Source organism: Rhizobium sp. CFBP 8752 (assembly GCF_014842035.1).
In the GTDB taxonomy this organism is placed as follows: domain Bacteria; phylum Pseudomonadota; class Alphaproteobacteria; order Rhizobiales; family Rhizobiaceae; genus Neorhizobium; species Neorhizobium soli.
Genome location: NZ_JACYUZ010000001.1, coordinates 1,779,404 through 1,792,074, shown reverse-complemented (window position 1 = coordinate 1,792,074; position 12,671 = coordinate 1,779,404). Strand labels below are relative to the sequence as shown.

The 12,671-nt window shown below is 59.1% G+C and carries 14 protein-coding genes; 10 read left to right on the top strand and 4 right to left on the bottom strand.

Annotation, left to right across the window (positions count from 1 at the left end):
- Positions 1–328 precede the first annotated feature (328 nt).
- The 4 genes from clpS to IFT59_RS08575 all read left to right on the top strand — a co-directional run bounded on the left by clpS (position 329) and on the right by IFT59_RS08575 (position 4,404).
- Positions 329–682, top strand: coding sequence for an ATP-dependent Clp protease adapter ClpS (gene clpS / locus IFT59_RS08590; protein WP_062457349.1), 354 nt, complete (start codon positions 329–331; stop codon positions 680–682).
- A 10-nt stretch (positions 683–692) separates the two neighbouring features.
- Positions 693–3,230, top strand: coding sequence for an ATP-dependent Clp protease ATP-binding subunit ClpA (gene clpA, locus IFT59_RS08585; RefSeq protein ID WP_113110938.1), 2,538 nt, complete (start codon positions 693–695; stop codon positions 3,228–3,230).
- 92 nt (positions 3,231–3,322) lie between these two features.
- Positions 3,323–4,066 (top strand): AzlC family ABC transporter permease, encoded by a 744-nt coding sequence (locus IFT59_RS08580; protein ID WP_092662170.1) that lies wholly within the window; start codon positions 3,323–3,325, stop codon positions 4,064–4,066.
- Positions 4,063–4,404, top strand: coding sequence for an AzlD domain-containing protein (locus IFT59_RS08575; protein ID WP_062457341.1), 342 nt, complete (start codon positions 4,063–4,065; stop codon positions 4,402–4,404). The genes IFT59_RS08580 and IFT59_RS08575 overlap by 4 nt, the downstream gene beginning before the upstream one ends.
- Here IFT59_RS08575 and IFT59_RS08570 read toward each other — a convergent pair whose 3' ends face one another.
- Genes IFT59_RS08570 through IFT59_RS08555 form a run of 4 tightly spaced genes read right to left on the bottom strand, consistent with a single transcriptional unit; the run spans position 4,405 to position 7,271 of the window.
- On the bottom strand, positions 4,405–4,836 hold the full coding sequence (locus tag IFT59_RS08570) for an HIT family protein (RefSeq protein WP_192086632.1): 432 nt from the start codon (positions 4,834–4,836) through the stop codon (positions 4,405–4,407). It lies immediately after the preceding gene.
- Positions 4,837–4,860: 24 nt separating this feature from the next.
- Entirely contained in the window at positions 4,861–6,066 is a 1,206-nt protein-coding gene (locus IFT59_RS08565) for a GNAT family N-acetyltransferase (protein ID WP_192086631.1), read from the bottom strand.
- Between the two features lie 24 nt (positions 6,067–6,090).
- Positions 6,091–6,804, bottom strand: a complete 714-nt coding sequence (locus IFT59_RS08560) for a glycerophosphodiester phosphodiesterase (RefSeq protein ID WP_192086630.1) — start codon at positions 6,802–6,804, stop codon at positions 6,091–6,093.
- Positions 6,801–7,271, bottom strand: a complete 471-nt coding sequence (locus tag IFT59_RS08555) for a RidA family protein (protein WP_062457326.1) — start codon at positions 7,269–7,271, stop codon at positions 6,801–6,803. The genes IFT59_RS08560 and IFT59_RS08555 overlap by 4 nt, the downstream gene beginning before the upstream one ends.
- A 110-nt stretch (positions 7,272–7,381) precedes the next feature.
- On the opposite strand from IFT59_RS08555, the gene IFT59_RS08550 reads away from it, so the two are divergent.
- The 6 genes from IFT59_RS08550 to frr all read left to right on the top strand — a co-directional run bounded on the left by IFT59_RS08550 (position 7,382) and on the right by frr (position 12,664).
- Positions 7,382–8,236 carry a cell envelope integrity EipB family protein gene (locus IFT59_RS08550; protein WP_062580412.1) on the top strand — a complete coding sequence of 285 codons (855 nt, stop codon included), beginning with the start codon at positions 7,382–7,384 and terminating at the stop codon, positions 8,234–8,236.
- An 87-nt stretch (positions 8,237–8,323) separates the two neighbouring features.
- The gene (locus tag IFT59_RS08545; RefSeq protein WP_082476302.1) at positions 8,324–9,037 is read left to right on the top strand and encodes a pentapeptide repeat-containing protein; all 714 of its coding nucleotides are present in this window, start codon (positions 8,324–8,326) and stop codon (positions 9,035–9,037) included.
- Between the two features lie 204 nt (positions 9,038–9,241).
- On the top strand, positions 9,242–10,027 hold the full coding sequence (rpsB, locus tag IFT59_RS08540) for a 30S ribosomal protein S2 (protein WP_062457320.1): 786 nt from the start codon (positions 9,242–9,244) through the stop codon (positions 10,025–10,027).
- A 246-nt stretch (positions 10,028–10,273) separates the two neighbouring features.
- Positions 10,274–11,200 (top strand): translation elongation factor Ts, encoded by a 927-nt coding sequence (gene tsf, locus IFT59_RS08535; protein ID WP_062580415.1) that lies wholly within the window; start codon positions 10,274–10,276, stop codon positions 11,198–11,200.
- Between the two features lie 132 nt (positions 11,201–11,332).
- Positions 11,333–12,052 carry a UMP kinase gene (pyrH, locus tag IFT59_RS08530; RefSeq protein WP_062580417.1) on the top strand — a complete coding sequence of 240 codons (720 nt, stop codon included), beginning with the start codon at positions 11,333–11,335 and terminating at the stop codon, positions 12,050–12,052.
- 54 nt (positions 12,053–12,106) lie between these two features.
- Complete coding sequence (gene frr / locus IFT59_RS08525) at positions 12,107–12,664, top strand: ribosome recycling factor (protein ID WP_062457309.1); 558 nt, start codon at positions 12,107–12,109, stop codon at positions 12,662–12,664.
- Positions 12,665–12,671 lie beyond the last annotated feature (7 nt).

The following is a 12,671-nucleotide window of genomic DNA, read 5'->3' as shown; positions in this document are numbered from 1 at the left end:
CATGCAAGCTTCATTAGCATCTACTCTTCGACGGAATTTTGAGCGACAGGCGATCGCCGTTCGCGCGTCGGATCCGTACGCATGAAGCTGCAGCGTCTGAGGCTATGGCCATGATGCCGCCCGCCTTTTGGGTCAGTATGGCGGCAGAATTTGAGTTGCCGAATGTGGTACTTTTGGCTCGTCGCGAGCCCCTCTCGGCGGAATAGTGATTGCACAGCGGGAAAGGGGGCTTAAAATCCTTTCCCAAAGAACTACCTTTAGCAAGACTGAAGTCCTGTCGACCGGTTGTTCGCTATACCGCCGCTGGATGACTAGGGAATGAAAGACGATGATCGCACTGCCGATCTTGATGGAAAATGAAAAGAACGGCGACGGAGACAACGCGGGCCGCGGAACCTCCGTCATCACGCGAACGAAACCGAAAACCAAACGGCCTAACCTGTACCGCGTTCTCCTTCTGAATGACGACTACACGCCAATGGAGTTCGTCATCCATATTCTGGAGCGTTTTTTCCAGAAGGACCGCGATGCGGCAACGATTATCATGCTCCACGTCCATAACCACGGCGTCGGAGAATGCGGAATTTTCACCTATGAAGTAGCGGAAACCAAGGTGTCCCAGGTCATGGACTTCGCCCGGCAACACCAGCATCCGCTGCAATGTGTCATGGAAAAGAAGTGAGGAACCCGACGTGCCAACATTTTCGCCTAGTCTTGAAAAGGCTCTGCACCAGGCACTGACCTTCGCGAACGAGCGGCATCACGAATATGCCACACTCGAACATCTGCTTCTGGCGTTGATCGACGACGCGGATGCGGCGGCGGTCATGGGAGCATGCAGCGTCAACCTGGATACGCTCCGCAAAACCGTGTCTGAATATGTCGACAATGAACTCGCAAACCTGGTGACAGGCTATGACGAGGACTCCAAACCGACATCCGGCTTTCAACGCGTCATCCAGCGCGCTGTGATCCACGTCCAATCCTCCGGTCGTGAAGAAGTGACCGGAGCAAACGTGCTCGTCGCAATCTTCGCAGAACGTGAGAGCCACGCAGCCTTCTTCCTGCAGGAGCAGGAAATGACCCGCTACGACGCGGTCAACTATATATCTCACGGCATCGGCAAGCGTCCCGGTTCCTCCCAGGCCCGGACCCCGCGTGGTGCTGATGAGCCCGATTCAGACGCCAAGCCTGTTTCGCGCAACGAGGAGGAAGGTCCCGGCAAGAAGCAGCAGGATGCCCTCAAGGCATACTGTGTCAATCTGAACGAAAAGGCCAAGAATGGCCGTATCGATCCATTGATCGGTCGTCATTCCGAGGTCAACCGCACGATCCAGGTCCTGTGCCGCCGCTCCAAGAACAACCCGCTTTACGTGGGCGATCCGGGCGTTGGCAAAACTGCGATCGCCGAGGGACTGGCAAAGCGCATCGTCGAGGGCAAGGTGCCGGAAGCGCTGGCCGATGCCACGATCTTCTCGCTCGATATGGGCACCCTGCTTGCAGGCACCCGCTATCGCGGCGACTTCGAGGAACGTCTGAAGCAGGTCGTCAAGGAACTGGAAGATTTTCCAGGTGCTGTCCTGTTCATCGACGAAATCCACACCGTCATCGGTGCGGGTGCAACGTCGGGCGGTGCCATGGATGCGTCCAACCTGCTGAAGCCGGCTCTGTCCTCTGGCCAGATCCGCTGCATCGGTTCGACGACCTACAAGGAATACCGCCAGTTCTTCGAAAAGGACCGGGCTCTGGTTCGACGCTTCCAGAAAATCGACGTCAATGAGCCGTCGATCGATGATGCGATTGAAATCATGAAGGGCCTGAAGCCTTATTTCGAAGAGTATCACAAGCTGCGCTACACCAACGACGCGATCAAGTCGGCGGTGGAACTGTCGGCCCGCTATATCTCGGACCGCAAGCTGCCGGACAAGGCGATCGACGTGATCGACGAGACCGGTGCGGCCCAGATGCTGCTGCCTGCCTCCAAGCGTCGCAAGCTGATCACGGAAAAGGAAATCGAGGCGACAATCGCCACGATGGCCCGCATCCCGGCAAAAACGGTTTCCAAGGATGACGAGATGGTTCTCGCCAACCTTGAGAAGGAACTGCGTTCTGTCGTGTACGGCCAGGACGTCGCGATCGACGCACTGTCGACCGCGATCAAGCTGGCACGTGCAGGTCTGCGCGAGCCGAACAAGCCGATCGGCTCCTATGTCTTCTCCGGTCCAACCGGCGTCGGCAAGACCGAAGTCGCAAAGCAGCTTGCCGCCTCGCTCGGCGTCGAGATGCTGCGTTTCGACATGTCGGAATACATGGAACGCCACACGGTCTCGCGACTGCTTGGCGCACCTCCCGGCTATGTCGGCTTCGACCAGGGCGGTCTCCTGACCGATGGCGTTGACCAGCACCCGCACAGCGTGGTTCTGCTCGACGAAATCGAGAAGGCGCATCCGGATATCTACAACATCCTGTTGCAGGTGATGGACCACGGATCGCTCACCGATCACAACGGCAAGAAGATCGACTTCCGCAACGTCATCTTGATCATGACGACGAATGCGGGTGCATCCGAGATGGCCAAGTCTGCGATCGGCTTTGGATCATCAAGACGCACCGGCGAAGATGAGGAGGCGATCAATCGCCTGTTCACGCCGGAATTCCGCAACCGTCTCGATGCGATCATTCCGTTCGCACCGCTGCCGACCACGGTTATTCATCAGGTCGTCCAGAAGTTCGTGATGCAGCTGGAAAGCCAGCTGTCGGAGCGTAACGTGACGTTCGATCTGCATGAGGACGCGATCGCATGGCTGGCGGAAAAGGGTTATGACGAAAAGATGGGCGCAAGGCCTCTGTCTCGCGTGATCCAGGAATACATCAAGAAGCCGCTTGCCAACGAGATCCTTTTTGGCAAGCTTCGCAAGGGTGGCATCGTCCGTGTCACGGCCGGCAAAAAGGAAGATGGCACCGACGGTCTTATTCTGGAGTCCATTTCGGAAACGGCCCGGGTAAAGCCAAAGCCTGAAGCGGAAGTGGAAGAGGCTGCCGACGAGATCAAGGCGAAGACGACAAAGTCAAAGCCTTCGAAGAAGTCTGCGCCGAAGGCCAAGGACAAGGACGGCGGTTCCGCCAAGGCAAATGTCGTCGACGATGGCGACGTGATCGCCGAGGAAGCCCCGGCAAAGTCCGCGCCCCGCAAGGGTAGCACCGTGCCACGCGTCCCAAAGAGCAAGTAGCGCTCTTTTCCATCCGAGAAATCGATGCCGGGCTTGTCCCGGCATCGTCGTTTTTGTAGGTCCCGTAACGTCAATCATTTACGGGCATGCCAATGACCACCGAAAGCTCCGAGCGCAGCGGCCTTGCGTGGTTTCTCAAGGGCATGCGCGGCATCTTCTCCTTGCCGGCTCTGATCCTGATGACGTCCTATGTCGGTTTCAGCGCCTTTGCGGTCGAAGCCGGCCTGACACGAGGTCAGGCTGTCGCGATGACGCTCGGTATCTGGGCCCTGCCGGCCCAGATGATCCTGGTGGGTTCGATGTTGGGCGGCGCCAACATCGCCGCGTCCTTCCTCGCCGTGACGCTGTCGTCGATCCGGATGATGCCGATGGTGGCGTCGATCATGCCGGAGATGCGCACGAAGAAGACACCGCTGCCGGTTCTCCTGTTTCTCTCGCATTTCATCGCCATCACGTCCTGGGTCTTTGCGAGCCTCAATCTCCGCCATGTGCCGAGAGAGCGCCGGGTTGCCTTCTTTGCAGGTTTTGGCATCACGCTGACCTGCACCAATGCGCTGATCGTCGGCGTCAGCTTTGGTGTCGTGTCTCAGTTTCCGCCTGTTGTGGCGGGTGCCTTGTTCATGCTGACCCCGGTCTATTTCATATCCTCGATCTGGGCGAGTGCAGCCCAGCCGGTCGTCCGCATTGCCTTCGTGATCGGCATCGTCTCAGGACCGGCGCTGGCGCTCGTAGCGCCGCAGTTCGACGTGCTTCTGGCTGGGATCGGCGGTGGCACGGTGGCCTACCTGATCGACCGCTATCGCCGCAAGCGCGGATCTGATCGGGGTGCCGCATGATGTTCGATGGGTACTGGACCTATATCGTCATCGCTGTCGCGGGTTTTCTCGCAACCGATATCTGGCGCTGGCTCGGCGTGATCGCAGGCCACCGGCTGAAAGAGGATTCCGAGACGCTCTACTGGGTGAGGGCGGTTGCCACGGCATTGGTCATGGCCGTGACGGCAAAGCTGATCGTATTCCCGACGGGAACACTGGCGCTCTCGCCCCTCTGGCTCAGGCTTGCGGCGGCTGGTATCGGCTTTGCCGTGTTTCTCCTGACCGGCAAGCGGGTCGCGATCGGCGTGCTGACACCGATCGCCATTCTCGTCGCAGGACTGCTCCTGCTTCAGCCCTGATCAGAAGCCAAGTTCGCCGATAATCTTTTCGGCATTGGAAGCGAGGACTTCCTTGTCTTCCATCTTGCCCGTATGCGGCTTCAACGGCTGGTTCTCGTACCGCGGGATGACATGAAAGTGCAGGTGAAAGACGGTCTGTCCGGCCGGCGCTTCGTTAAACTGCGTGATGGTGATGCCGTCAGCGTCAAACGCATCCTTGACGGCGCTCGCGAGCTTCTGAACCACCGGAATGACCTTCGAAAGCACCGCCGCATCCGCATCCAGAAGATTGCGTGAGGGCGCTTTCGGAACCACCAGAACGTGACCCGGCGTCTGCGGCATCACATCCATGAAGGCGAGCGTGTCGTCGTCCTCGTAGACGCGGTGGCAGGGAATTTCGCCTTTGAGGATCTTGGCGAAGAGGTTGTTCGGATCGTAGTCGTGACCGGTCATCGCTGGCGTCTCCCTTTCTGCTGCTCAGTCTTGTTCTTGCCGTTCACCCTTGCGGAAAGGGCTGTGCTCGGAGAGGTACTCATTCATGTATTCCACATCCTCCCGCTCTCGCTTCAGGTAGTCAGCAATCGCGCTACGAAGGCCGGGATGGGCGATGTAATGCATCGAGTGGGTGGTGACGGGCAGGTAACCGCGCGCAAGCTTGTGCTCGCCCTGTGCGCCCGCCTCGACCCGCTTTAGCCCATGGGCAAGCGCATAGTCGATCGCCTGATGGTAGCACACCTCGAAATGCAGGAAGGGATGGTCTTCGATACAGCCCCAGTGGCGCCCGTAAAGCGCGTCACCGCCGATGAAGTTGATCGCACCGGCGACGTACCGCCCCTCGCGCTTGGCCATGACCAGAAGAATGTCGTCCGCCATGCGTTCGCCGATCAGCGAATAGAAGGCACGGGTAAGGTACGGCCGGCCCCATTTGCGCCCGCCCGTATCCATGTAGAACGTGTAGAACTGGTCCCAGATGTCCTCGGTCAGGTCCTTGCCTGTCAGCCAGTCGATCGTGATACCGTTCTCGAGCGCGGCTCGCCGTTCCTTCTTCAACGCCTTGCGCTTGCGAGACGCGAGCGTTTCCAGAAACGCATCGTGATCGGCATAACCGTCGTTGATGAAGTGGAACTGCTTGTCGGTTCGGTGCAGATATTCAGCGTCTTCGAAAGCGATGACTTCATCATCCGGCACGAAGGTGACATGCGCGGACGATATGCCGAGCTGCCGTGTCACCTCCTGGAGACCTTCCGCAAGCGTGGTCTGCACCATGTCGCGATCAAAGCCCGAGGCAACGAGAAGGCGCGGACCGGTTGCGGGTGTAAATGGGACCGCACACTGAAGTTTTGGGTAGTAACGGCCGCCGGCGCGCTCGAAGGCGTCGGCCCAGCCATGGTCGAACACGTATTCGCCCTGGCTGTGGCTCTTGAGATAGCCCGGCACGGCACCGATCAGTCGACCCTTGTCATCTTCCAGCAGGAGATGCTGGCCGTGCCAGCCTGTTTTTGCCGTTGCCGAACCGGATTCCTCCAGTGCGGACAGGAAGGCATGTGACAGGAACGGATTGTAGGGAACGGAAGACGTCCCTAAGGGATCGGCCTCCTTGGAGGCGCCGGAAAGCCGCGACCAGCTTTGTGGGCTGATCGCGGCAATGGATTTTTCGATGCGGATTGTCAGGTTGCCGGTCATTGGATCCAATTATGCGGCAGGGTTCTACCGTGGGTCGAACCCTTCGAAGGTCATCTGCTTTGCATATTTATAGGTATGTTCGACGGCCTTTGCATCCCTTACCGTCCAGGTAATGATCGGAATTCCGGCATCGGCCTGCGCAGTGACGAATGAGTTGGGCAGATGTGCCCAGTGATAGGAGATGAAATCGAGGCCAAGCTGCATCGCTTCGTCGTGATTGAAGAACTCCTCCGGCTTTGAGCCTTCGGCGGTGAGGCCAAGCGGGTAGGGCGCCTCGGCCTGCTTCAGTGCACGCAGGATGTGGTAGTCGAAGCTCATCAGGGCAACCTTGCCCTCATACCCTTCCAATACGTCGAGAACGTCGTCAACGAAGCCGTCGTCCTCATCCGCTTGGCGACCCTTGATCTCTATGACAAGAGGAACGCGACCGGCGACAAGCGTGAGCATCTGCTTGAGCGTCGGTATCTTGTCCGCGGTGCCACCAATCGAAAGCATTCCGAGTTCGGCCGCGGTCCGTTCGCGAACGTCGCCCTTGATGCCGCAAAGGCGCTCCAGCTTGTTATCGTGGAACACGACCGGGACGCTGTCTGCGGACAGCTGTATGTCGCATTCGATCGCGAAACCCGCATCAATGGCCCGGGAAAACGCTGACAGCGTATTTTCCCAGACCGTCTTGTTCATGTCGTGATAGCCGCGATGCGCGACCGGTACGTCCTTGATCCAGTCTGCAGATGTCATGCGGAGATCTCGATGATAGCCTCGATCTCGACCGCGGCGTTGAGTGGAAGTGCTGCCATGCCGACGGCAGCGCGGGCGTGCTTGCCAGCTTCCCCGAGCACGTTCGCAATGAGGTTCGAAGCGCCATTGGTGACGATGTGCTGTTCCGTGAAGCCCGGTGCAGACGCAACGAAGCTCGACAGCTTGACGACGCGCTTGATCCTGGTGAGATCTCCGCCAAGAGCAGCCTTCGCCTGCGACAGAATGTTGATGGCGCAGAGTTCTGCGGCGCGCTGCGCTGCCGGGACGTCGACATCGGCACCGACCAGGCCACTGACCGCAATCTTGCCGTTTTCGGTCGGCAACTGACCGGAGATATAGAGCATGTTGCCGCTGATCACGTAGGACACATAGTTGGCGGCAGGCGCTGCTGCCTCAGGCAGAACGATGTCCAGTTCCTGCAGGCGCGTCTCGATCGGGTTCGACATTTCGGTCTCCGGTTTTATTGTAAATTGCCCAAAAATCCTGCATCAAGGTCATAACCTCGGCTGATGGCGTTCTTACAACATCATGCATTGAGTCCAATAGGAGAATGTGAATGCTGCGCACGAGCCTTGGGATGTTCCTTGCCGGCGTGATGAGCGTGCCAGCGGCCTCCGCTGCCCCGATGAGCGCCGATACGGCGGCCCGCCTGCTCATTCCGCATCGCGCCGTCTACGACCTGAAGCTCAAGGATGCGTCCGAGCGGTCCGGAATCGAAGGGATGGTCGGACGAATGGTCTACGAGTTTACCGGCTCGGCCTGCACGGGGTTCACGACCAACTTCCGTCTCGTCACAAAGATAGATACCGGTGAGCAAACCCGCGTCAGCGACCAACAGACCAACACGTTCGAGGATGTATCGGCGCAGCAGTTTCACTTCGAGACCAAGTCGTTTACCGACGAACAGTTGGACAAGGAGGTCGCCGGTGACGCGACGACCGGCGAAACCGGCGTCAAAGTGGACCTGACCGGTCCCGAGGGGCGCGAAGTCGACCTTCCAGCCAGCGCGTTCCCTACCAATCACATGCTTGAAGTGATCAAGAATGCGAAGGATGGCAACCGGTTTTTCGAGGCACGCGTGTTCGACGGTTCTGAGGATGGCGACAAGTCGCTTCTGACCACGACAGTCATCGGAAAGCAGCAGGACCCGCAGAAGGAAGATCTTGATGCAGCCAAAGCCGGCGAGTTCTCCAAGGCCGCGTATTGGCCTGTGACCATTGCCTATTTCAACGAGGCAGCCGCGGGCGATCCGACGCCCGTCTACAACATGTCGTTCAAGCTCTATGAGAACGGCATCACGCGCGACCTGACCATGGACTACGGCGACTTCGTGCTTAGCGGAAGCCTGAGCAAGCTTGAGCTTTTGCAAAAGAGCGACTGCCAGGCAGATCAACGACCCGTTACCAGGTGACGACGGGATGAATTTGCTGCCGTCCTTCTCTATATAAGCGGTAGTTGAGTATGCACGTCCACCGAGGCGTGGAGAGGAGCGGTGTCTATGAGTTCGATTGGTACCATTCTTTCTGTCGCGATCCTGACAGGAGCCGCCGCGCTGACACTCGCGCCGACGACGGTCTCGGCGCAGGAGTGCCGTACCGATCCCTATCCGGGGATCAACTGGTCGAGTTGCGCCAAGCGCAATCTGATGCTGAGCGGATCCGATTTCTCCAAGGGTAGTCTTGCGGAGGCGGACTTAAGCTTTACCGATCTGCGCGATTCGAATTTTGCCGGTACCAATCTCACCAAGGCGAAGCTCATCCGCACCTGGATGGCAGGCAGCAACGCCGAGGGGGCGAATTTTTCAAAGGTCGAAGCATATCGGTCCGACTTCCAGAAAGTACGCGCCAACGACGCGAATTTCACGAGCGCGGAGTTGGAGAGGTCCAATTTCTCGAAAGCGGAGTTGAACAACGCACGCTTCGAGAAAGCCGAACTCGGCAGGTCGAACTTCGACGGGGCCGTCCTGACCGGCGCAAGTTTCGCCTTCGCAAACCTGGCACGCGCCGACCTGACGAAGGCCGAATTCAAAGGTCCCCTCAATTTCCAGAGCGCCTTCTTCTTTCTGACGCGCATCGAAGGAGTGGACCTGTCGTCTTCGATCGGGCTCGATCAGCACCAGCTGAACGTGGCCTGCGGCGACCGGCGCACGAAACTGCCGGCCGGCCTGACACTGCCGGAAAGCTGGCCCTGCGGCGACCGCGAAATGGACTAGGGCTTCGGCCAGTCCCGCTCTTCCCAAAGACGGGCAGCGTCGAAAAACGCTTGCCTTTGTGGCCGATGCCTAGTATGGGCACCGGCATTCCACACGCAAGGCATGGGATGGTCCGGGAGAAATCCGGTCCGTTCCGCCCGGTGGCAGCCTCGACGAGGTTGCTGTTCGTCTTGCGGAGGTTCAACCGGAAAAGGATAACTAGGCATGGCATTGCCCGATTTCTCTATGCGCCAGCTTCTCGAAGCAGGCACCCACTTCGGCCACCAGACACACCGCTGGAACCCGAAGATGAAGCCGTACATCTTCGGCGATCGTAACAACATCCACATCATCGATCTGGCTCAGACCGTTCCGATGCTGTCGCGCGCCCTTCAGGTCGTGTCCGACACCGTTGCTCGTGGCGGCCGCGTTCTGTTCGTTGGCACCAAGCGTCAGGCTTCCGAGCTTATCGCTGACTCCGCCAAGCGTTCGGCCCAGTACTACGTCAACTCCCGCTGGCTCGGCGGCATGATGACCAACTGGAAGACCATTTCGAACTCGATCGCCCGTCTGCGCAAGCTCGACGAGATCCTGAACTCGGAAGCGTCCGGCTACTCCAAGAAGGAGCGTCTGAACCTCGAGCGCGAACGCGAAAAGCTGGACAAGGCTCTTGGCGGTATCCGTGACATGGGCGGCGTTCCGGACCTGATGTTCATCATCGACACCAACAAGGAAAAGATCGCGATCGATGAAGCAAAGCGCCTGGGCATCCCGGTCGTCGCCATCATCGACTCGAACTGCGATCCGGACCTGATCGACTTCCCGATCCCCGGCAACGACGACGCTTCGCGCGCCATCGCTCTCTACTGCGACCTGATGGCACGCGCTGCCATCGACGGCATTGCCCGTCAGCAGGGCGCTTCGGGCCGTGACCTCGGCGCGATGATGGAGGCTCCTGAAGAGCCTGCTCTCGAAGCTGAAGGCGCAGCCGAAACGGAAGCTCAGGCTTAATTGTCTGAGTCTGGAGCGTTCTGAGACGCTCCGTCTTTTCGAATTCGACCAAGGCCAGAGATATCAATCCCTGGCCTTGGTCGTTTAAGACGATACGTCGCCGTCTACCGTCAGGTGGACGTGGAGACGGTCGCAACCGTGATGGCTTCATCACGATGTCATATTTCCGGGTACATTCGTCCCAATATTTGGTATCGCCGACGGTTTTCCGGCGACACGCAACTTGAACCGACAAGAGGCACGAAAATGGCTGAAATCACCGCTGCACTGGTGAAGGAACTGCGCGAAAAGTCCGGCGCGGGCATGATGGATTGCAAGCGCGCGCTTGCCGAAAACAACGGCGACATCGAAGCTGCGATCGACTGGCTGCGCGCCAAGGGCATCGCCAAGGCTGACAAGAAGTCCGGCCGTACCGCTGCCGAAGGCCTGATCGGCGTCGCATCCAACGGCACCTCGGCTGTCGTTGTCGAAGTGAACTCCGAAACCGACTTCGTAGCGCGCAACGATGCGTTCCAGACCATGGTTCGCGGCATTGCCGATGTTGCCCTGACCACCGACGGTACCGTCGACGGCGTCAGCGCAGCAATCTATCCGGCTACCGGCAAGACGGTCTCCGACACGATCAAGGATACGATTGCCACGATCGGCGAGAACATGAACCTGCGCCGCTCCGCGCTTCTGTCCGTCGAGGACGGCGTTGTTGCGACTTACATCCACAACGCAGCGGCTGACCGTCTCGGAAAGCTCGGCGTTCTCGTTGCCCTGAAGTCGACCGGCAACAAGGAAGCCCTGAACGCCATCGGCCGCCAGGTTGCCATGCACATCGCTGCGACCAACCCGCTCGCCATCCGTTCGGAAGAAGTCGATGCCGCTGTCGCCGAGCGCGAGCGCAACGTCTTCATCGAACAGGCCCGCGAATCCGGCAAGCCGGAAGCCATCATCGAAAAGATGGTCGACGGCCGCATGCGCAAGTTCTTCGAAGAAGTTGCTCTTCTGTCGCAGGCTTTCGTCATCAATCCTGACCTCACCGTCGGTGACGCCGTCAAGGCTGCCGAGAAGGAAGTCGGCGCGCCGATCGAAGTCACCGGCATGGCACGTCTTCTCCTCGGTGAAGGCGTCGAAAAGGAAGAAAGCGATTTCGCAGCAGAAGTTGCAGCAGTCGCCAAGGGCTGATTGCTGCCTTCACGCGCATTGCAAGGCGCCGTAGTCGTTGAAAACCTGAAGGGCACCGGTGACAAGCCGGTGCCCTTCGTGTATCCGCATCCCGTTTGATCACTCCGTCCGTTTCGCTTTCAAGGAGCCACCATGTCGCAACCGATCTACAAGCGTGTTCTGCTCAAGGCCTCCGGTGAAGCACTGATGGGAAGTCAGGGCTTCGGTATCGACGTCGAAGTTGCAGACCGGATCGCATCGGATATTGCCGACGCCTGCGCCATGGGCGTCGAAGTCGGTGTCGTCGTCGGCGGCGGCAACATTTTCCGCGGCGTGGCTGTAGCCTCCAAGGGTGGCGACCGCGTGACCGGCGATCACATGGGGATGCTCGGCACCGTCATCAACGCACTGGCGCTCGCAACCTCGCTCCGCAAGCTCGACATCGAGACGGTCGTCCTGTCGGCTGTCGCCATGCCGGAGATCTGCGAAAGCTTCTCGCAGCGTCGCACGCTGCATCATATGGCGCAGGGCCGTGTGGTGATCTTTGCCGGCGGTACCGGCAACCCGTTCTTCACCACCGATTCTGCTGCGGCGCTGCGTGCTGCCGAGATCGGCGCAGAAGCGATATTCAAGGGCACGCAGGTCGACGGCATCTATTCCGCAGACCCGAAGAAGGACCCGACCGCGACCCGTTTCGAAACGCTCACCCACAGTGAAGTGCTCGACAAGGGTCTTGCCGTCATGGACGTCGCAGCCGTTGCGCTGGCGCGTGAAAATTCCATTCCGATCGTCGTCTTCTCGATCCACGAGAAGGGCGGTTTCGCACAAATCTTGACCGGCGGCGGTCGCAAGACCATCGTATCCGACAACTGACACGCGGTTCGTTGCCAAGAACCGACCGCCAAGAACAATAGGGAGTTCCTGCTGATGAGTGGAGTAGATCTCAACGACATCAAGCGCCGTATGGACGGCGCGATCACGGCCTTCAAGAGCGACATCTCATCGCTGCGCACGGGCCGTGCTTCCGCAAACATCCTCGACCCTGTCACGGTCGAAGCCTATGGTTCGCGCGTGCCGCTCAACCAGGTTGCAAACGTGACGGTTCCCGAGCCGCGCATGCTGGGCGTCTCGATCTGGGACAAGTCAATGGTGGGTGCCGTCGATCGTGCAATCCGCGAATCGAATCTCGGCCTCAACCCGATCGTCGATGGCCAGAACCTGCGTATTCCTCTGCCGGAGCTCAACGAAGAGCGCCGCAAGTCGCTGGTGAAGCTTGCCCACGAATACGGCGAAAAAGCCAAGGTTGCGGCTCGCCATGTCCGTCGTGACGGCATGGACGGGCTCAAGAAGGCTGAGAAGGACGGTTCCATCGGCCAGGACGAAAGTCGCGCCCAGTCGGAAAAAGTGCAGAAGATGACGGATGACACGATTTCCGAAGTCGACCGCTTGCTTGCCGACAAGGAAAAGGAAATCATGCAGGTATAACCTGCTC